Here is an 18,690-nt window from a genome sequence, read left to right as displayed (position 1 = left end):
CGGTCACCGCACCGCGGGCGGGCACCGTCACCCGGATCGCCCTGTCGGGTGTCGCCCAGGTCGAGGGCGGAGACCTGATCTGCGTCATCGCCGTCGGAGACACCACCGACCCCTCCTGACAGGAGGCGGCCGGCGGTGTCCCCGACGGCGAGAAGTCGAGCTCGACAATCAGATGGAGCGGTCCGCAGTCGTACAGGCGGAGCCGGCCAACGCGCGACTGATAGCGGCGCTGGTCTCGCGGAGAGGATTGACGAACAGTTGGCCATCTCCATCCCCCGCCGTGAAGCTGACCGAGATGGCAGCGAAAGCCTTGTTTCCGACCAGGATCGGAGCAGCCATGCATGCAAGTCCACGAGCAGCTTTCTCGCGCTCACTGGCAATGCCGGAAAGTCGCACGTTCCGCAGATAGTCGCTCGACGCCAGTAGTTTCGCGAGACGGGCCTGGTCCGGACTGCCGGTGGGTGGCGCGGAAAGTGGACGCGCGAACGCGAGCAGAGCTCGACCGACGCCTGTGGACTCGGCGGGTAGTTGCCCACCCACGGTGGCAGGAGTGGCGGGCGAGATATTGCTCGGAAGCTTCTCCAGATACACCACGTCCGTGTCGTCGAGGACTGCGAGATGCACAGTTTGACGTGTCAGTCGTCGAAGCCTTTCCAGATGTGGAAGCGCAGTGTCGCGAAGGCGCGCTTCTGCGGAGCGCGAGCCGATGGCGAACATGCGCAGTCCTACTCGGTAGTCCTGCCCTACGCGTTCGACAGCTCTGATGTCGAGGAGAATGGTCATGATTCTGTGTGCTGTGGACTTGGGCAGGCCGCTTCTCCGAGAGATATCACTGAGTGTCAGGACTTGATGACCCTGATCGAACACCTCGAGTACATCGAACGCTTTCCTCAGGATCGATGGAGAGCTGGGGCTTACCGAGGGTGCGGTCAGGTGCGTCGACGTATCCACAACTGATGACCTACTCATGACTGTCCCTCTCGACCGTGAGTCCGAAGCTGATGTCCCTATTCGCCATCAGGGTCGTCCTCTGTCCCGACCGAGTCCAGCAGTTCGTTCCACGAGATGGACCACGTCCTCGAGGGGTTGTGCAGACAGGCGAATGGGATGTCCTCGACAGGCTTCGCTTCGGTCCACCAGGGCCGAGTCTCAGGTCAACCGTTGATGAACGAGGTGACCAACTGATTGAACTCGGCAGCATGCTCGATCTGCGCCCAATGGCCACACCGATTCAGCACGATTGCCCGGCTGTTCGGAATGCGCGTCACTAGATGCAGGCTGTTCTCGAGGGGCACCACACGGTCATCACGTCCATGAATTACCAGCGTCGGAGCGGTGATGGAGCGCACTTTGTCGGCGAGCTGCAGGTAGGGCCACGGGGCTGGAGTGCCGGTGAACTGGCTGTTCCAGTTGGCCAGGTGGTCCGGTCGTGCCTCGGCCGCCTTCGCACGTGCCTGCGCGAGTTCATCGGTGGCCATCGACTGATCGAAGCACATGACCTGCACGAGTCGCTTCATGTTCTCTGCGGTGGGCTCCCGGTACGCGTGGAGCAGCACTGCCATACCTTCTGTGGGCCCGTTTCCGGGGGAGAAGGACATGACAGTAGGAGCCGGGGTACCCATCGTGATCAGGTGGGAGACTCTGTCGGGATGCGCAATCGAGGTGCTGAAAGCAGTTATCCCGCCCATCGAGTTACCCACCAGAGCGGCCCGAGGGATGTCGAGGGCATCGAGTAGAGCAATCAGTACGGCTGTGTGATCGCGCCCGGTGTCGTCGTTCTGGGTGTCGCTCTCGCCCCAACCGGGCATGTCGGGCGCTATCACGCGGAAATGTTCTGCCAGGGCACCGATACTCGGGCTGAAGTTGGTGCTGCTGGTGGCTCCAGGGCCGGCGCCGTGGAGCAACACCACTGGGTGTCCGGTGCCGGCCTCGATGTAGTGGACCCGGAAGTTCGGGAGATCGATGAATCGGTCCGAGTATCGCGGCTCTTGTGCGGTCATGTGTCTCTCCTCCAGTGTCGGTAGATATGTGGTTGCGTGTGTCGCAGGCGCACGAGCAGACCCGAACAATTGGCCGCCGACCTCGGACTCTGTAGTGCGGAGAGACCTACAGCACAAAAGTGTTCCGGAGGCCGGGACGCTTCCGTTGAGTTGCTCGGCAATCGATCTAGCTTCGGACTACACCCGACAGGAAGTAGGAATCATGAGTCATATCGCAGCGCTGGGTTACCTGGTCGTTCGTGGGCCTCTGGATGAGTGGCGCACGTTCGGCACTGAAATCCTCGGTGCCCAGCTCGTCGACGGGCCCGACGCCTCCTCGGCAGCGTTTCGCACCGATGATCGGGCCTACCGCGTCGTTGTGCAGGACGGTCCTCCCGGGCCCGACGCTCTGCAGGCACTGGGATTCGAGGTTGCCTCCGAAGAGGATCTCGACGCCCTGATTGTCGACCTCGGAGTCGCGTCCATCGACGTGGTGGAAGATCCCGACTTGGCCGCACTGCGGCGCGTACAGCGGCTGGTGACTTTCGTGGACGTCGACGGCAACCGTATCGAAGCTCATGTCGGACCTGAGTCGAACAACGAACCCTTCGTCTCCCCGCGCGGCATCCGATTCGTCTGCGGTGACCTCGGACTGGGCCACGTTTTCATGTTCAGCCCCAACGGTGAACGAAGCGCAGATTTCTACCGCACCGTGCTCGGTTTCAAGACCACCGACACGATCGCGCTGGGAGACGAAAATGGCATCTTCCTGCGGTGTAACCCGCGGCACCACACTGTCGCCTTCGCCGCCATTCCCGGCCCGCCGCCCGGACTCGGTCACCTGATGGTGGAAGTCGAGTCGTTGGAGGCCGTGGGACGAGCACTCGACATCGTCGAGAAGAGTCCCTTCGATATCCAGATGAGCATCGGCGAGCACACCAATGATCGGATGACTTCTTTCTATGTCATCACCCCGTCGGGCTTCGCCATCGAGTACGGCTGGAACGGAAAACTGGTCGATGACGCGCTGTGGAAGGTCGGACACTATGATTCCGCCAGCATCTGGGGGCATCACTTCGCTGTGCCTGCTGCCGCGATGGCCGGAGCGCAGGCGACTACTGACCAGTCCTGATGATCGACCTGAACGGTCTCGTTGATCCGGAGGGCGGTTACAACAACCCGCGGATCTACACTGATCCGGATTTGTACGAGCTGGAACTGGACAGGGTGTTCGGACGCAGCTGGCTCTTTTTGGCCCATGACTCGCAGTTGCCGAAGAAGGGCAGTTTCGTCCAGACCTACATGGGCGAGGATCCCGTCCTGGTGGTCCGACAGAAGGACGGGTCGGTCAAGGCATTTCTCAATCAGTGTCGGCACCGCGGAATGCGAATCTGTAGAGCTGATGAAGGCGTCAGTAAGACGTTTACGTGCAGCTATCACGGATGGGCATACGACCTGGAGGGCAACCTGGTCAACGTCCCGACGGAGGATAGGGCGTACCACAACGAGATCGACAAGAAGAATTGGGGCGCACTGAAGGTCCCACGGATCACGAACTACAAAGGATTCTATTTCGGGACCTGGTCGGAGGAGACGCCGGAGTTCGACGAGTATCTGGGTGACATGGCCTACTACTTCGACTCCGTAGTCGACCGGTGGGACAATGGCCTCGAATTCATTGGGGGTACCTCCAAATGGGTCATCGACTGCAACTGGAAGTTCGCCTCCGAACAGTTCGCGAGCGATTTCTACCATGCACCGGTGGCTCATGCCTCGGCGGCGATCGCACTGACCGACCAGCCGCTTGTATTGTTGCCACCCGATATTCCAGGTCGCCAGTTCGCTGGCAATGGCCACGGTTCGGGTAGTTTCTGGTTGCCCGAGCTGACGTTGCCGGACGTACATGTGGGACAGAAATACACAGCCTGGGTAGCGGAGAATCAAGAACAGGTATACGGCGGAATCGGGCGCGACCGAGCCGTCCAAGTGTTGGCCTTGCACAATACAGTTTTCCCGAACTTCTCGTGGCTCGGGCAGTTCTCCACGATGCGGGTCTGGCATCCCCGTGGGCTCGGCAAAATGGAAGTGTGGTCGTGGACGTTCGTCCCCAAGGACGCCCCGGCCGAGGTCAAGGCGACGATCCGGCGCGGTGTGCAGCGGACGTTCAGTCCCGCCGGCTCGTTCGAGACCGATGACGGGGAGAACTGGACCGAAATCCAGAAGGTGCTGCGCGGCTTCAAGGCACGAGAAAGCAGGTTCAATACCCAGATGGGCTTGGGTTTCGAGGAACGCGACACGAACGGCCAGCCCGGTCAGTCCAATGATGTCTTCGCCGAACGGCAGCCCGCGGCTTCTATCGCCATTGGAGTGAGTTGATCAACGGTCTGTCGTGGTCCGAAAGTCAGGAACTCGACCGAGCTCGCATCGCCTCCGAAGCATCTCCCGAGAAAGTGCAACACGCATGACCACCACAGAACCTGTGAATGCGGTGAACTCGGTGTTCCGAACAGTCGACGTCGGGACACAGCACAATGTCGAACAATTTCTCTACGCCGAGGCGGATCTTCTCGACAGCCATAGGTACAAAGAGTGGATCGAAATGTTTGCGGACGATGTCCGTTACCGGGCACCCACTCGGATGACGCGGACCAACCGCGAACGGCACCACGAGATCGCCGCCGATGACGAAAGCGCGTTCATCGACGACAACAAGTACTTCTCGCGTGGTCGGGTGCGGCGGTACACCTCCGGTCTTTCCTGGTCGGAGGAGCCTCCATCACGAACTCGCCGCCAGATCACCAATATCCGCGTCACGTTGAAGGATTCGGGTGAGCTCGACGTCACTTCCCACTTCTATGTTTATCGGAGTCGGCTTGCTACGCATCAGGACTGGTTCGTCGGTGAGCGATTCGACGTTCTACGGCCGGCCGACACAGCCGTGACCGGTTACCCGTACACGATTTGCTCCCGAAAAATTGTACTCCAGCAGACAAAGCTGCTGGCACCGAGCATCAGCGTATTCCTATGAGCGATATGGTTGACACAATCATGGATTCTACATCCGCAGAATTGCCGGAAGTGATCGACAAGAAATGGTTTCGCGCTGGGTCCCTGAAGGAGATACCCGAAGACGAGGGTCTGCGGCTCACAACTGTTCCACCGGTTTCTGTGTTTGCTGCCGACGGTGAGTTCTTCTGCGTCGACGACACATGTACGCACGAGACCTACTCGTTGGCCGAGGGTTGGGTAGAGAACTGTGTGGTCGAATGCAGCCTCCATCTCGCAAAATTCAGTCTGCGTACCGGCGAGGTGCTGTCGGCACCGGCATCGGCACCGGTAGCAGTGCACCCCGTTTCTGTCATAGGCGACGACATTTTCGTCGCATTGCCGAATTCTTACCTTGTGAAGGAGAATGAATAATGGGATGGCTGAATGGATTGTCCGTCGTCGTTACCGGGGCAGGGTCCGGTCTCGGGCGAGCAATAGTCGAGCGCTTCGTGCGGGAGGGTGCCGGCGTAGTTGCCTTCGACAAGTCGGAGGGTAAGCTCGCCGCGCTGAAAGAGGACTTCGGGGATTCAGTGTGGGTGGTCGCCGGTGACGTCACCAAGTACGAGGACAATCTCGCGGCGTGTGACGAAGCGGTCCGGCGGTTCGGGAAACTTGACACCTTTGTCGGCAACGCGGGTCTATGGGACTTCCTCGGGACACTCTCGGATACCACTCCCGAACGGCTGTCGAGTGGATTCGATGAATTGTTCGCCGTGAATGTGAAAGGCTACCTCCTCGGCGCCAAGGCTGCGCTCTCCGCATTGAAAGCGTCGGGCGGTTCCATTGTCTTGACCTTGTCGAATGCAGCGTTCTATCCTGCCGGTGGCGGTGCGCTCTACACGGCGTCCAAGCATGCAGGCGCGGGGTTGGTGAAGCAATTGGCCTACGAACTCGCTCCGAATGTGCGAGTCAATGCTGTTGCTCCAGGCGGGATGAATACCGATCTACGTGGTCCGGGGTCGATGGGTCTCGCGGACGCGGCTATCGGCGAAGCTTTCCCCATCCAGGACCACATGAAGAAGATGACGGCGCTTCATATCAATGTCCAGCCCGCTGATTACGTCGGGGCATACGTACTCCTCGCTGCCAAAGCCGAGTCCTCGACAGTCACAGGAACTGTCATCGACGTGAGTAGTTTCGGTACGCCGGCACGAGGGCCGCTGCCCACCGACTAGGCTAGACAATGCGGGACGAGCCCTCGATTGCACTGCATCTGCAGAGCGATCGGGGGCTCCGTCTCGTCAGTCACTTCATCTATATGGGTGGCGGTCATCGTGTGTCGATGTGAACTTGAATCGACATTGCAAGTAGACCGGTTGCGCGTTTCAGTGCGACGCGGTCAGTACTACGACGCATGTCAGGTGGATCGAGCAGAGCCCCCAGTGCGAACAAACCGAAGCCCATTATGCTCGACGTGATGATTTCGGCCCGAGCCTCGGGATCCGGTCCGATAAGGACGTCGGTCAACGGCCATATCAGTCTTCTCTCCAATTCCGCCGCGAAGAGGAGTCGTGCCTCCTCGTCGTCCAGCGACCGGACCAGAGCCATCGCTGAGTAGTTATGCAGCGGATTCGTGAAGTAGTCGGCAGTTCTCTCGGCGATCCGCAATCCGAGTCCCTCCAGCGGTCCATTTAAATCCGGCAAGTTTGCTGTCGGCACATTGTCGGCGCTCGCGATGGACCTGAAAAGTTCCCGCTTGGATCCGAAATAATGGACGATAAGTGGCGCCGTTACCCCAGCGTCGCGGGCTATCTCCTTGAGAGTCACTGCGGTGAAGCCGGCGCGCGCAAAGCATTGAGCGGCTGCATCGAAGATGTCCTGGCGCGTCTGTTCCACACCGGGACGAGTGCGGATCGTGGGACCGACGGCGTGGCGTTCAGGTTTACGTCGAGATTCGGCTCTCGTGGAGTTCACGAATCCGACGCCCGTGGTTGGTTTGGTAGCACGTGCTCAATATAGCTGCCCGGTAGGCGCCCTGGCTTCCCCCGGACGGGCGACATCGGATGGGGTCCATACCGTGGAACGGACCCCTGGCTGTAGGCCGGATTGATTGTGATTCTGACAACACGTAAACATCACCGGTTTCGTACCAGTCGAGCAGCGAGGGGAACAGGACATGAGTGGGTCAGTCAAAGAATTGGATTATGCCGTCGGCCGAAGGCCGTCGGACGAACGGGCACGGTTCGATTTCAAAGTTCAGGGTCGGGCATCAGCAATGTTCGTCGGTTCCGCCCGTTCGGCGGTTCACGCATGAACGAGAACGGTGTCCGCATGTCCCACAACGGAGAGTCTCGCTGGAATGCCACCGAGCAACTTGTGGACACTACTGCGGGAATGATCGACCCGCGGGTCTATTCCGACCCGGACATCTACCAGCGCGAACTCGAGCAAGTGTTCGGTCGCTCGTGGTTGTTCCTCGCGCACGACAGTCAATTACCCAAACGCGGCAGTTTCTTGCAAACCTATATGGGTGAAGATCCCGTGCTCGTCGTACGGCAAAAGGATGGGACGGTCAAAGCCTTCTTGAACCAGTGCCGCCACCGCGGAATGCGTATTTGTAGGTCCGATGAAGGCACTGCCAAGAGTTTCACATGTAGCTATCACGGCTGGTCTTACGACCTCGAGGGCAACCTGATCAACGCGCCGATGGAGGAGCTTGCCTACGGCACTCACCTCGAGAAGTCTCAGTGGGGTGCTGAGAAAGTGGCACGAATCGTTGAATATAAAGGCTTCCATTTTGGCACCTGGTCCGACGATGCGCCCAGTTTCGAGGACTATCTCGGCGATTTCAAGTATCATTTCGACTCCACTGTCGATCGGTGGGACGACGGACTGGAATTCGTGAAGGGCGCAAGCAGGTGGGTGATCGACTGCAATTGGAAGTTCGCGGCAGAGCAATTTGCGAGTGATATGTACCACGCACCCGTATCGCATGCATCTGCTCTGGCCGCGCTGGTGGAGGACCCCGCGATGCGGTCCTACCCGCAGGTGAACGGGGTGCAGTATTCTGCAAACGGTCATGGAACAGGGACCATTCCCAATCCGAATTTCGGGCCGGACCCGTTTGTCGGTCCTGAATTCAGCGAATGGAACACCGCGAACAGCCAGCAGGTATACGACCGTGTCGGAACGCAGCGGGCAGAGAACGTCATGGTGCACAGCACTCTTTTCCCGAATTTTTCCTGGCTCGCGACTGGAGCGCCGATTTTCATGGCTCCTACTATGCGGGTCTGGCATCCGCGTGGGCCGAATCAAGTGGAGGTCTGGTCATGGGTTTTCGTACCCAAGGGTGCACCGGCCGGTGTGAAGAACAGAATTCGAGAGTTGAGCTTGCGCCAGTTCAGCCCCGCCGGCGTCTTCGAGACCGACGACGGTGAGAATTGGACGGAGATTCAGCAGGTACTTAAAGGATGGAAAGCGCGAACTACGAAATTCAATGCTCAGATGGGCTTGGGGACCGAGTCCAACAATAAGGACGGCGTTCCGGGCCTGTCCAGCGGGTTGTTCAGTGAGGCCGCAGCGCGCGGCTTCTATCATCGGTGGCAAGACCTGATGTCGGGACGTTCTTGGGCGGAGATCACCGATCGCGAACATACTCGGCGCACCTCCTTCGACAAGAAAGTGGAGTCGTTGTGACTACATCGATGGACGCAGCAGCAGGGCCCACGTACCGCGAGACCGGATTCGAAGAACAGCACCGTGTGGAGAAATTCATCGCGGCGGAAGCAGAGTTGCTGGACGACCATAGATATGCCGAGTGGATCGAACTCTTCGCGGCTGACATCCACTACTGGATTCCTACACGGATGACCCGGACGTTCCGCGAGAGAAATCAGGAGATTGCCGGTCTCGGCGAGAATGCGATCATCGACGATGACTTCATTGCGCTGCGGGGTCGAGTCCGCCGGATCACCTCCGGCCAGCAATGGTCGGAAGAACCCCCGTCGAGAACACGACGATTGATCACCAATGTTCGTATCGATGCCCGTGCAGACGGCAATCTGGACGTTCGGTCGAACTTCTGGGTGTATCGCAGCCGGTTGGAGAGACACCAGGACTGGTTCGTGGGTGAACGGTTCGACACGCTTCGTCCGTCCGATGGACCGTATCCGTATCTCATCGCGAAGAGAAAGATCGTCTTCGAACAGTCCACTCTTTTGTCGCCGAGCGTGACTCTGTTCCTCTGACACCGGAGCGAACCGACACTCTCCGCATCTGAAAGGTGACCTCGACCGCGCCGAGCGGCGGTCGAGGTCACCTGGACAGCGACGCCGGTGGAACGCGGCTCCGACCCTGGAGCGGGCGGTAGGCGCAAGGCCACCGGTTTCGGCAGTTGATGCGTGTCAGCAGAGTGCGTGGGAGGACGTCAGGCGGTCCGAGAGCAACTGTGACGCATTGTGCACGCGCTGCCGAAAACGGGCGCTGTTGACATGGCCGGCAGACGTGCTGACCGAAATCGCAGCGATCGGGCGGCCGGTGTTCCAGTCCAGAATGGGAGCAGCGACGCAGGACAAGCCGGGGCGGCACTCGGCTGTTTCCGTGGCGAATCCCTCATCGCGTGCACGCGACAATTGCACGAGCAGGGCCGAAACGCTACCGACGGTGTTGGGTGTGGTTTTGTCGAGTCGACCATCGTGGGTGAGACCGTGAACGAGGTCCACGCTGGTCCGTGACAGCAGTGCCTTGCCGAGCGCCGTGGCGTGCGCGCGGTTCCGTCCACCCACAGTCGTCGGGCAGGGTGGGCCTCCGTGGCCGAAGATCTTCTCAACGTAGAGAACGTCGGGGCCGTCCAGAACGGCCAGGTGCACGGTGCTCAGCGTCTCACGATGCAGTTCCGTCATGTACGGAGTCGCGATGTCGCGCAATCTTCGTAGTCCCGAGACGTGAGAACCCAGCTCGAAGACTCGTGAGGCCAATCTGTAGCGATTCCCGACCCGCTCAATGTATCGCTGGGCCAGAAGGATTCCCAGCATACGGTGAGCGGTCGATTTGGGCACACCCGCTGCGAGAGCGACGTCACTGACGCCCAGTACCCCGAGCGGGCCACCGAACGTGTCGAGCACAGCGATCATTCTGCTCGCCGCATTGGTCGAGGGACGCCTCTGGGCACCGGCGATGTACTCGGTCGATTCTCCGGCGATGTCGGCGTCGTGCGTCATGGCATCGAACGGTGCCGGGAGGGGTGCCTCCACGTGGACTAATTGAACGCTCATTTATTTAACGTAGTGTGAGGTGAGTCACTTGGCAAGCAAGAATTGACGTGGGGTTCGGCAGGGGTCTCGGTGGACTTTCGGGAGAGGTTCCATCTGCCGGGACGCGTGGTGGGGAGTCGCCCTCGAACTGTGGTCTAGTCGGGATCGACCGCACCGGCGGCACGACCGTGTGAGTACCTATGTAAGGAGTGAGATGTCCGAGGCATTGACCGACAAGGGCACGAGACGAATCGTCGAGACACCTGATTACAAGATCCAGATCAACGAGGCCGGAACCGGGCATCCCGTGATTCTCATCCACGGAACAGGACCTGGCGCCACCGGCTGGAGCAACTTCTCACCCAACTTGCCGGCCCTGTCGCAGAAGTACCGATGCATCGCGGTAACCATGCCAGGGTGGGGACTCTCCAGCGCTCAGACCGTTGATACCGGCCGCGACCAGGTCGCAGCGATTCTTCAACTCATGGATTCGCTGGGAATCGACAAGGCTGCGTTCGTCGGCAACTCGATGGGCGGCGCCATCGCGCTTCAGATTGCGGCTAAGCATCCCGATCGGATGTCGCACCTGATCACGATGGGGTCGGGCCTCGGGTTGGGAAGCTGGGTATTCAGCCCGGGAATGTTGTCCGAGGGTATGCGAGTCCTGATCGAAACTTACAAGGATCCGACACCGGCCAACTTCAAGCGGTTGGTCGAGGTCATGTGCTTCGATCCTAAGAACGCCTCCGACGAGCTGGCCGCCGAGAGGTCGAAAGCTGCGATGGAGTTCCCGCAGCACAATCAAAATTGGCTGGACATGTGGAACGCGCCCGGGCATGACGGGTCTTGGGAAGATGTGACAGTCGCGCTCCGAACGAGCACGATTCCCACCATGGCGATTCATGGCCGGGATGACCGCACCGTTCAGTTCGAAGCAAGCATGCGTATGGTGTCGACCATTCCGGATTCTCGACTGGTTCTTTTGAACCGTTGCGGCCACTGGGCGCAACTCGAGCACGTTGAAGAGTTCAATCGGCTTGTCGATGGATTCATTTCATCCATGTGATTCTTGCGGTGAAATCACCCGGTCGAGCACTCTTCGAGTGTTCGACCGGGTTCGCGGTCGTCCTCGTATCTCGGTTTTACCGAGTTGACACCGTGATCGACTATCGATCGAAAGTGAACTGCTCCGAGGTGAAGACTCCAGCATTCTTGGTGGTAACCGTTGTCAGCGTGGTGTCGATGTTCGGGACAGCGGTTCCGTCGCCGCTGTATCCTACGTACCAGGGCCTGTGGAATTTCTCGCCATTCATCCTGACTGTCATTTTCGCGGTGTACGTGCTGACGCTCTTGATGACGTTGTTGGTCGTGGGCAATCTGTCGGACCATCTCGGACGACGTTATGTCCTGATGCTGGGGCTAGGGCTCACCGCAGGCGCGATGGTCATCTTCGCCACCGCTGGGGGAGTCGCCGACCTGGTCGTGGCGAGAGCCGTACAGGGTGGGGCAACCGGTCTGATTGTCGGCGCAATCAGTGTCACGCTGGTGGAACTACAACCCAGCGCTCGACTAGGCTCGCTGGCGATAGCAGCGGCACCGACGGTGGGGCTGGGGTTCGGTGCCATCGTCACAGGCCTGCTGGTCGAATTTGCTCCGGCGCCGCGACAGCTCGTGTACCTACTGCTCCTGGGGACAATCTTGCTGCTGATGGTGGCTCTCAATCGATTGCCGGAGACGTCTCCGATACTCGGCTTCGAGTCGCGGCGACACTTCGTCCGCTCGCTACGTCCGGACGTGAGCGTTCCGAAGCAGACACGAAGAACCTTCTTTGCGTTCTCGTTCGCAATGGTGGCAATCTGGGCCCTCTGCGGCTTGCAGCTGTCCCTGGGGTCCTCGATCGTTCGAGTGCTCGACCCCAGCAGCCCGCTGGCGCCGAGCTTCGCATCAGGACTATTTTTTCTCGTCGGCGCACTTTCTTCCGCACTGGCAACGTCCTCGTCCACACGGGTCGGAATGGCACTCGGACTTCTATGCCTTGCGGCCGGGCTGTTCGCAATGCTGGCCGGGATCGTGTATTCCGACAATCTGCTGTACGTCGGGGGATCCGCTCTCACGGGATCAGGTTTCGGATCCTCCTTCGTCTCCCTGATCGCAGGTCTGAGCGCAATCACTACTCCGGAGTCGCGACGTCAAGTATTCGCGAGCATGTTCGTCGTGAGTTACACCGGTTTCAGCGTCCCAGCCCTCGTGGCGGGAATCGTGGCCACACACATAGGTCTTCGTCCGACCGCCGTTGTGTATGTAGTCATCCTGGTTGTCCTCGTCGGCCTTGCCGGCGTTGCCAGCGTGTACGCACGAGAGCCGGCGGAACCGACTCGGCCGCGCTGATTCGGGATGCGAGGCTGCGCTTCATGTCCCGTCAGCCGGGACGCTCACTTCTCCTGGGGCCATTCTGAACGACAATTCGAACAGGGCATATCGGCCGCGTGAATGTTGATCGTTGGATCGCCGGGCGCCCTCCATCCACTAGGAGATCATCATGCCAAAGCCGCATTTCGCGATAGTCGGAGCCAGCGCTGCAGGAATATCCGCCGCGCTAGCTATGCGCACATCCGGTTTCGAGGGCATCATCACCTTGCTCGACAAGGATCCGCGAATACCGTACGAGCGCCCCCCCTTGTCGAAGAAGTTCGATGATATGGCAGTGCTGAAACCTATCGTGGCTGAATCGACATTCGTCGACAACGATATCGACCTGGGCCTCGGGGAAACCGTGACGGCGATGGACCCCGCCACCGGAACCGTGTGTACTGACGAACGCACGATCCGTGCCGACCGTGTTCTACTGGCTACTGGACTGTCTGCCATCACAATAGATGTTCCGGGGGCCGCGCTGGACGGTGTCATGACTCTCCGCGACGCCGACGATGCGTTCGAGTTGTCACAAAGGCTTGCCAAGGGCGGCCGGCTGACGGTACTCGGCGGGGGTTTCATCGGTCTCGAGCTTGCTGCCGTTGCCAGCACTCTCGGAATGGATGTCACAGTCGTCGAGTTGTCGGCGACGCCGCTGGGGGCTCTCAACCCCACCGTCGGCGGACTGCTCCGAGAGCGTCATGAAGAAATGGGAGTCCGCTTCCGGTGTGGTGTGGCGGTGACGTCGTTCGAGGGAGACGGCGCGGTGCGCCGAGTGGTCCTCGCAGACGGATCGCGGATCGACGCCGACGTCGTCGTCGTGGGGATCGGAGCGCGGCCTCGATACGTGCCGACCGGTGAGAACGGAATCAGTCTGGATTCCGGAATCGTGGTCGATCATCACGGCGTGACCAGCAATCCATCGGTGTTCGCTGCCGGCGACATCGCTAACAGACCTCATCGCTCTACAGGTAGACGAGGCCGGATCGAGCACTGGGATGTCGCTCTGCGCCACGGTGCAGCAGTGGGTGCTTCCATGGCCGGTGTTCCCACCGAGGACGTCGAGATTCCGTATGCATGGTCGGATCAGTACGACAACACCCTCCAGATGTACGGTCGTCCCACGGCGGGCGACCGGTTCGTCCTGCGATCCGATGCGACGCCGTCAACATTCATCGCATTCTGGATTCGGTCCGGATCGATCAGCTCCGCAATCGCGTACGGCATGCCTCGCGACGTCCGAGTTGCCAAAGCGTTGATCGAACAGTCGACTCCTGTGTCAGAAGCTGAGCTGGCCGACTCCGCCAACTCCCTACGAGACATCATGAAGGGCGCGCGAAAGATGAAGGAAGTTCATGGCGGTGACTCCGAGTGACGGCACAAGAATCGCGAATGGTGTTCGCCGTTCGCGCCCCATCCTTGATGGATGCGGAGATCTTCACCGACGAAGGTGTCGCTCGACTGTACGCATCCACTATTGCGGAATCTTCCATCGTCGAATCACCCTTGCGGACGAGCCTGGACGGCGCAGACTTGATCGTGGAAAGGACAGTCGTCGTGTCCGCCGGCCAAGTTGTCGCCGACTCGACCCGAACCACGTGGAATTTCCGCGATCCTGGCACATCGGCTCCGGGCGTCGATGTCGAAAGCTATCGGTGTCGGTCGAGACACTGGCACATTCTCGGATTCGGGTCGGACGAAAGCGCGGTCTTCTCGGCGACGCGGGACGCTGTGCAACGCGCAATCAATGATGCTGACGTGTCCGTCGTGGTGACGGCCAGTATGGATCGCAACCGTTGCGCGTAGGGTGCGAAACCCGGTGTGCGGCGCACGTGCCCTGCCATTTCCGCGCGGCGTCACTGATTTTTGCTGTAGTAAGCAGTGGGCACAATGGCGACATGATCCTGCGTGAGGCCGATCAATTTTCCACCCGGATAGAGAAATCCGTGATGTCGGTGCCGTTACTCGCACCCCGATTCCAGTGGGTCTCGACCGAACCGGCCATTAGCATTCCTTGATCGGCGCTCAGCTTGTGGCGTCGTTCGACCGCCGATTGCCCGTCGTGCGTGCCGTGACGACTCCGCCGACGAACACGACGACGATGATGCCTAGGAGCAGCCCCGCCAGAACCGACGACCCGCCAATCAACAGAGTGAAATTGTCCAAGACCAGACCGGTAATGACGAGCAACCCCACACATCCCAGCACAGGTGCGATGCGGGTGTGCCACAGTCGAGTATCCACGCCGGATCGGGCGAAGAATGCCGTGATCGCGACGCCGGTGAGAACCATCAGCAAGAGAATACTCACCGTTGCCAGACCGGACATCCACGTAAAGAGCTGGAGAACGGGATCAGTGCCGGCCGCGGCGAACACCCCGACGACGACGACCGCCGATGCCGACTGGAACAGCGAACCGAAATGCGGCGAACCGTGTCGGGGATGAGTGCGCGCCAGTTTTGCCGGTGCTGCACCCTGACGCGCTAACGCGAATACGTAGCGGCCTATCGCGTTATGGAACGCCAGCAAGGCGGCGAACAGGCTCGTCACCAGCATGAACACCATGACCTCAGCCCACACGTCACCGAGGTAGGTGGCGGCAGCACCGAAGGTGAGACCCGCCGTATCTCCCACCGCTGCGGCGGCCACATCGGCACTGCCGTAAGCCAGCACCACTGCCCAACTCGATACTGCGTAGACCAAACCGATCAGAATTACTGCGGCATACGTCGCTTTGGGCACGGTCCTTGTGGGGTTGCGTGCTTCCTCACCGTAGATCGCGGTCGCTTCGAAACCGATGAACGACGCTATTGCAAACATCAGCGCGATCCCGGGTGATCCTGAGAAGAACGATGACGGTGTGAAAGAGACGACATCGATCCCCGTGGAGCCGCCCTGCACGAGCACCGCGCCTGAGAGAACCAGAATGATGCCGATTTCGAGGACCAGAAGAACCGCGAGAACCTTGGCGCCGAGGTCGATACTGCGATATCCGAGCGTACCGACGATGGCAACCAGCACGAGAGCCCAGATCCACCAGGCGATGTCGGGTCCTCCGTAAGAGACCACGAGATCGTGAATGGTCGACGCTGCCAAGCCGTAAATCGCCGCCTGGATTGCGGTGTACGTCAACAACGCCAGTGCTGCCGCGCCCAGGCCCGTCTCCCTCCCGAGACCCGTCTGTACATAGGCGTAGAACGCGCCGGTGTCGACCATATGACTGCTCATTGCGGCATAGCCGACACTGAAGACGAGTAGAACTGCCGCGGCAACGATGTACGCCATCGGTGCCCCGGCCCCGTTGCCGGCGGCAATCATCACTGGTAAAGCCCCGCCGATGGCCGTGAGCGGTGCGGCAGCGGCAATCACCAGGAACACGATCCCGGTTACTCCGATCGAACCGCGTAACCCGCTTGCCTCCGAAACGCCTGTCCGCTCTGGTGTTTCGGTCATGACGCATCGCCATCGTGGCACGCAGTGGCACAGTGAGCGGACGTCGAGGCGGGAACGTCGAGTGTCGGATTCCGGTCGAAGAAACCGGACGGCTTCAGGGTGAATCCGGTGTAGTCCACGGGCATGATCGGCCAATCCTCGGGGCGCGGGAAGTGCGTCAGACCGAACGTGTGCCACACCACGATGTCGTCGTTGTCGACGTTTCGATCGGCCGCGGCATACATAGGAAGGCCTGCCCCTCCTAGGTGTTGATTGACGAAATCACCGGCGGCATAGCGCTCGTCGGGATGATACTGAGTCACCCACAGGTGCTTCGTCGCGAACGCTGCGCGCCGCGCAATGGGCGATCGATCATCCGCCAACAAGAGCGGTCGGCCTTCGGGGTGCAGTGAATATCCGACCGGCCGCCCGAGCGCGTTCAGCGAACCGGGGTTGCTGATATGCCAGGTCCGGCCGACTGACCCGTCGGCAACCCGCTGAGCATCGGACTCATGGGTGAGGGGCGTACGACGCTGCGTGAATGCGTTGCCGTGCGGGTTGTCCGGGCCCATCGCGATCCGCGCAGTGTCGACTTCCTCCACCGAATTGGATGCTCCGTCGACCATCATGTCCAGTCGGGCACTGAAGAGGTGCTGGTGAAAAGGTGCACCGAGTCCCGGGGCAATTTCGGTCGCGTAGGGGTACTCGCCACCGGGGTGTGCCGAGGTGAACACGATCCCTGTCGCCTTGACTTCGAACTCGATGGTGCCGTCGAGGTAGAGGTACCAGAAGAATCCGTAGTCGTAATTCCCGATGGTGGTAAAGAACGAGATGACCAATCGCCGTTGGCGACGTGTCTGTCGAGATCCGCTCCAGATGTCGGTGTGCTTCCACAGCACTCCGAAATCTTCCTCGTGCATGCACACCGCGTTGGACAGAGTTTTCGGGTTGCCCAGTTCATCGGCGATGACCGCATCGAAGTAGGTGATGTCGCCGACACAGTCACATCCCAATTCAAGCGAATTGGCATAGCGACCCACGAGGTATTCGCCGGTGTCGAAGTAGTTCTGCCACGACCGGACCGGCGACGGGTCTCCGTAGGGCACCACCATCTCCGCAATCGAGGCGCGGTGAACAATGGGCCGAGTCGTACCGTTGTCCTCGAACCCGATCTGGTGAAGCACCAGACCCTCGCGGGCGTCGAAACCGACGCGTAGTGACCACTTCTCCCAGTTCACGAGATTCCCTTCGACGGTGAAGCTGGGTCCGTCGGGCTGCGTGATCTCGATGGGTTTCTGGGTGGTGCGCATCGGACCGGTGACGTCGGGGTCGTCGAAGTTGCCGGACTGTTCGGGTACTGGAACCGTGCCGAAATCATGCACTGCTTGAACAGTTCTGTTCATGACGTCGACGAAAGCGAGGAGCCCGTCAATGGGGTGCGCCCAGGCGCTGTCGGCCGGGTGATCCTGCCGGAACGCGAGTCCGCGGAGGATGCGCCTGCCTGCTTCGTCGGGGTAGTCGAAGGTTCCTGCGGACAGTGGTGCGACCCGCACCTGAGTGACGTCGAGACCGCGGCGCTCGAGGGCGGCTAGCCACTGCGGGTCGGTGGCGAGCACCGTTTCGACGAGCTCGAATTCCTCGTCCAGAACCGGCATCTGGCCGTCCTGCTCGGCGTCGAGGGTTACCGACGACAAGACCTCACGGCTGGTGGCGGAGACCAGGACGTCGCGTGCGTTCGGCGACGAGGCATCGTGTAGCAGCACCCGAAAAACCCGGTCGATTGCCGGGTTGGTCTGGTAAAGAGCAGCTTTCGGTGGCTCTTCGAGCCCGGTGTAGACAAATCTGGTGTCCGACGTGATCAAGCCGGCATCTGTGAGGATCTGCCGAACGTCGTCGATCTCGCCCGGGGTGGCAAGCGAGAGTGGGTGATCGATTCGGGTGGGGGACAAAGTGGGCATGGCCGTCCTCGGGATTGTTGACCGGTCGTATCGCGTTGTGAAGGAGGATGATCGAGGTGTGGGTTGCTCAGTGCCGCAATCGGTCGATGAAGTCGTCGACCATCGCGATCTGACGTGTGGGCGACGTCCGCTCCGGCGTGAGGACGCCGAGTACTTGCATTCCCATCGTCATGTTCAGGAGCTGTTCGACGGTCAGTGCGACATCGATGTCACCGATCTCGTGGAGCTCGCGAGCGTCGTCGAGGTGCTGGGACATCGACAGGCGCCAGTGTTCGAGGGTCCGGCGATTCGCGTCCTCGAGGTGCTGGTCGTACATCGCCCGGTGCCACAAAGACACTGCGATACGAGCTTCGAGCACCGTCTCGGCCGTCGTGGGCATGACTTCCATGCAGAGGACGCGCAGGGCCGCCAATCCCTTCGCATCCCCGGCCACCGACGCGGCGCGTTCGTCGGTCGCTTCCGAGACCAACTCGAACGCCGCCCGCACTATCTCGTCCTTGCCCGAAAAGTAGTGACTCAGAGCGCCGTTCGTATACCCAGCCGCAGCGGCAATGTCGCGCATGTTGGCAGCATCGATGCCTTTCGAGGCAATCAGTCTCCATGTCGCTGCGGCAATCGCGCGGCGGCGTTCGTCGTGATCGACCAGCTTCGGCATAATTGAAACGTAGC

General features: G+C 60.3%; 18 protein-coding genes. 11 read left to right on the top strand and 7 right to left on the bottom strand.

The features are described from left to right. Positions 1-168: 168 nt before the first annotated feature. The gene (locus RU01_RS07815) at positions 169-951 is read right to left on the bottom strand and encodes an IclR family transcriptional regulator (protein WP_269430110.1); all 783 of its coding nucleotides are present in this window, start codon (positions 949-951) and stop codon (positions 169-171) included. Between the two features lie 203 nt (positions 952-1,154). After that, complete coding sequence (locus tag RU01_RS07810; protein ID WP_042573970.1) at positions 1,155-2,000, bottom strand: alpha/beta fold hydrolase; 846 nt, start codon at positions 1,998-2,000, stop codon at positions 1,155-1,157. A 202-nt stretch (positions 2,001-2,202) separates the two neighbouring features. On the opposite strand from RU01_RS07810, the gene RU01_RS07805 reads away from it, so the two are divergent. The 5 genes from RU01_RS07805 to hcaB all read left to right on the top strand — a co-directional run bounded on the left by RU01_RS07805 (position 2,203) and on the right by hcaB (position 6,202). Continuing rightward, positions 2,203-3,111, top strand: coding sequence for a VOC family protein (locus RU01_RS07805; RefSeq protein WP_231568635.1), 909 nt, complete (start codon positions 2,203-2,205; stop codon positions 3,109-3,111). Next, on the top strand, positions 3,111-4,355 hold the full coding sequence (locus RU01_RS07800; RefSeq protein ID WP_231568634.1) for an aromatic ring-hydroxylating oxygenase subunit alpha: 1,245 nt from the start codon (positions 3,111-3,113) through the stop codon (positions 4,353-4,355). Before RU01_RS07805 ends, RU01_RS07800 begins: the two co-directional genes overlap by 1 nt. Positions 4,356-4,440: 85 nt before the next feature. Beyond that, positions 4,441-5,007, top strand: coding sequence for an aromatic-ring-hydroxylating dioxygenase subunit beta (locus tag RU01_RS07795; RefSeq protein ID WP_042573969.1), 567 nt, complete (start codon positions 4,441-4,443; stop codon positions 5,005-5,007). Further along, positions 5,004-5,399 carry a bifunctional 3-phenylpropionate/cinnamic acid dioxygenase ferredoxin subunit gene (locus tag RU01_RS07790; protein ID WP_231568633.1) on the top strand — a complete coding sequence of 132 codons (396 nt, stop codon included), beginning with the start codon at positions 5,004-5,006 and terminating at the stop codon, positions 5,397-5,399. Before RU01_RS07795 ends, RU01_RS07790 begins: the two co-directional genes overlap by 4 nt. Continuing rightward, positions 5,399-6,202: a 3-(cis-5,6-dihydroxycyclohexa-1,3-dien-1-yl)propanoate dehydrogenase gene (gene hcaB / locus RU01_RS07785; RefSeq protein ID WP_042573968.1), complete on the top strand. Its 804-nt coding sequence runs from the start codon at positions 5,399-5,401 to the stop codon at positions 6,200-6,202. Before RU01_RS07790 ends, hcaB begins: the two co-directional genes overlap by 1 nt. A 94-nt stretch (positions 6,203-6,296) precedes the next feature. Here hcaB and RU01_RS22075 read toward each other — a convergent pair whose 3' ends face one another. Continuing rightward, entirely contained in the window at positions 6,297-6,863 is a 567-nt protein-coding gene (locus RU01_RS22075) for a TetR/AcrR family transcriptional regulator (protein ID WP_052493170.1), read from the bottom strand. Between the two features lie 414 nt (positions 6,864-7,277). Between RU01_RS22075 and RU01_RS07775 the strand changes: the two genes are divergently transcribed. Beyond that, positions 7,278-8,663: an aromatic ring-hydroxylating dioxygenase subunit alpha gene (locus tag RU01_RS07775; protein ID WP_231568632.1), complete on the top strand. Its 1,386-nt coding sequence runs from the start codon at positions 7,278-7,280 to the stop codon at positions 8,661-8,663. A gap of 8 nt (positions 8,664-8,671) precedes the next feature. Next, positions 8,672-9,214 carry an aromatic-ring-hydroxylating dioxygenase subunit beta gene (locus tag RU01_RS07770; protein WP_042573967.1) on the top strand — a complete coding sequence of 181 codons (543 nt, stop codon included), beginning with the start codon at positions 8,672-8,674 and terminating at the stop codon, positions 9,212-9,214. Between the two features lie 156 nt (positions 9,215-9,370). Here the strand turns inward: RU01_RS07770 and RU01_RS07765 are convergent, their stop codons facing one another. After that, positions 9,371-10,240 (bottom strand): IclR family transcriptional regulator, encoded by an 870-nt coding sequence (locus RU01_RS07765; RefSeq protein WP_082042964.1) that lies wholly within the window; start codon positions 10,238-10,240, stop codon positions 9,371-9,373. Between the two features lie 193 nt (positions 10,241-10,433). Between RU01_RS07765 and RU01_RS07760 the strand changes: the two genes are divergently transcribed. From RU01_RS07760 to RU01_RS07745, 4 genes are all read left to right on the top strand, one after another. Further along, positions 10,434-11,285, top strand: a complete 852-nt coding sequence (locus RU01_RS07760) for an alpha/beta fold hydrolase (RefSeq protein ID WP_042573976.1) — start codon at positions 10,434-10,436, stop codon at positions 11,283-11,285. Between the two features lie 92 nt (positions 11,286-11,377). After that, on the top strand, positions 11,378-12,607 hold the full coding sequence (locus RU01_RS07755) for an MFS transporter (protein ID WP_156148830.1): 1,230 nt from the start codon (positions 11,378-11,380) through the stop codon (positions 12,605-12,607). Between the two features lie 151 nt (positions 12,608-12,758). After that, on the top strand, positions 12,759-14,006 hold the full coding sequence (locus tag RU01_RS07750; RefSeq protein WP_042573966.1) for an NAD(P)/FAD-dependent oxidoreductase: 1,248 nt from the start codon (positions 12,759-12,761) through the stop codon (positions 14,004-14,006). Positions 14,007-14,023: 17 nt separating this feature from the next. After that, positions 14,024-14,437 (top strand): hypothetical protein, encoded by a 414-nt coding sequence (locus RU01_RS07745; protein WP_042573965.1) that lies wholly within the window; start codon positions 14,024-14,026, stop codon positions 14,435-14,437. Positions 14,438-14,656: 219 nt separating this feature from the next. On the opposite strand, the gene RU01_RS07740 is transcribed toward RU01_RS07745, so the two are convergent. The 3 genes from RU01_RS07740 to RU01_RS07730 all read right to left on the bottom strand — a co-directional run bounded on the left by RU01_RS07740 (position 14,657) and on the right by RU01_RS07730 (position 18,676). Further along, a complete protein-coding gene (locus RU01_RS07740; protein ID WP_042573964.1) occupies positions 14,657-16,084 on the bottom strand; it encodes an APC family permease in 1,428 nt (475 codons plus the stop codon). Continuing rightward, positions 16,081-18,021, bottom strand: a complete 1,941-nt coding sequence (locus RU01_RS07735) for a primary-amine oxidase (RefSeq protein WP_042573963.1) — start codon at positions 18,019-18,021, stop codon at positions 16,081-16,083. Before RU01_RS07735 ends, RU01_RS07740 begins: the two co-directional genes overlap by 4 nt. A 67-nt stretch (positions 18,022-18,088) precedes the next feature. Further along, the gene (locus RU01_RS07730; protein ID WP_042573962.1) at positions 18,089-18,676 is read right to left on the bottom strand and encodes a TetR/AcrR family transcriptional regulator; all 588 of its coding nucleotides are present in this window, start codon (positions 18,674-18,676) and stop codon (positions 18,089-18,091) included. Positions 18,677-18,690 lie beyond the last annotated feature (14 nt).

The sequence above is a fragment of the Rhodococcus sp. MEB064 genome, assembly GCF_000834565.1.
GTDB lineage: Bacteria > Actinomycetota > Actinomycetes > Mycobacteriales > Mycobacteriaceae > Rhodococcoides.
This window is presented reverse-complemented; position numbering and strand designations above follow the sequence as displayed.

What these genes read in the sequence shown, in the direction of transcription:
- RU01_RS07810 (WP_042573970.1), bottom strand. Translation starts at nt 2,000, where the DNA reads ATGACCGCACAAGAGCCGCGATACTCGGACCGATTCATCGATCTCCCG.
- RU01_RS07805 (WP_231568635.1), top strand. Translation starts at nt 2,203, where the DNA reads ATGAGTCATATCGCAGCGCTGGGTTACCTGGTCGTTCGTGGGCCTCTG.
- RU01_RS07800 (WP_231568634.1), top strand. Translation starts at nt 3,111, where the DNA reads ATGATCGACCTGAACGGTCTCGTTGATCCGGAGGGCGGTTACAACAAC.
- RU01_RS07795 (WP_042573969.1), top strand. Translation starts at nt 4,441, where the DNA reads ATGACCACCACAGAACCTGTGAATGCGGTGAACTCGGTGTTCCGAACA.
- RU01_RS07790 (WP_231568633.1), top strand. Translation starts at nt 5,004, where the DNA reads ATGAGCGATATGGTTGACACAATCATGGATTCTACATCCGCAGAATTG.
- hcaB (WP_042573968.1), top strand. Translation starts at nt 5,399, where the DNA reads ATGGGATGGCTGAATGGATTGTCCGTCGTCGTTACCGGGGCAGGGTCC.
- RU01_RS07775 (WP_231568632.1), top strand. Translation starts at nt 7,278, where the DNA reads ATGAACGAGAACGGTGTCCGCATGTCCCACAACGGAGAGTCTCGCTGG.
- RU01_RS07770 (WP_042573967.1), top strand. Translation starts at nt 8,672, where the DNA reads ATGGACGCAGCAGCAGGGCCCACGTACCGCGAGACCGGATTCGAAGAA.
- RU01_RS07765 (WP_082042964.1), bottom strand. Translation starts at nt 10,240, where the DNA reads ATGAGCGTTCAATTAGTCCACGTGGAGGCACCCCTCCCGGCACCGTTC.
- RU01_RS07760 (WP_042573976.1), top strand. Translation starts at nt 10,434, where the DNA reads ATGTCCGAGGCATTGACCGACAAGGGCACGAGACGAATCGTCGAGACA.
- RU01_RS07750 (WP_042573966.1), top strand. Translation starts at nt 12,759, where the DNA reads ATGCCAAAGCCGCATTTCGCGATAGTCGGAGCCAGCGCTGCAGGAATA.
- RU01_RS07745 (WP_042573965.1), top strand. Translation starts at nt 14,024, where the DNA reads ATGGTGTTCGCCGTTCGCGCCCCATCCTTGATGGATGCGGAGATCTTC.
- RU01_RS07740 (WP_042573964.1), bottom strand. Translation starts at nt 16,084, where the DNA reads ATGACCGAAACACCAGAGCGGACAGGCGTTTCGGAGGCAAGCGGGTTA.
- RU01_RS07735 (WP_042573963.1), bottom strand. Translation starts at nt 18,021, where the DNA reads ATGCCCACTTTGTCCCCCACCCGAATCGATCACCCACTCTCGCTTGCC.
- RU01_RS07730 (WP_042573962.1), bottom strand. Translation starts at nt 18,676, where the DNA reads ATGCCGAAGCTGGTCGATCACGACGAACGCCGCCGCGCGATTGCCGCA.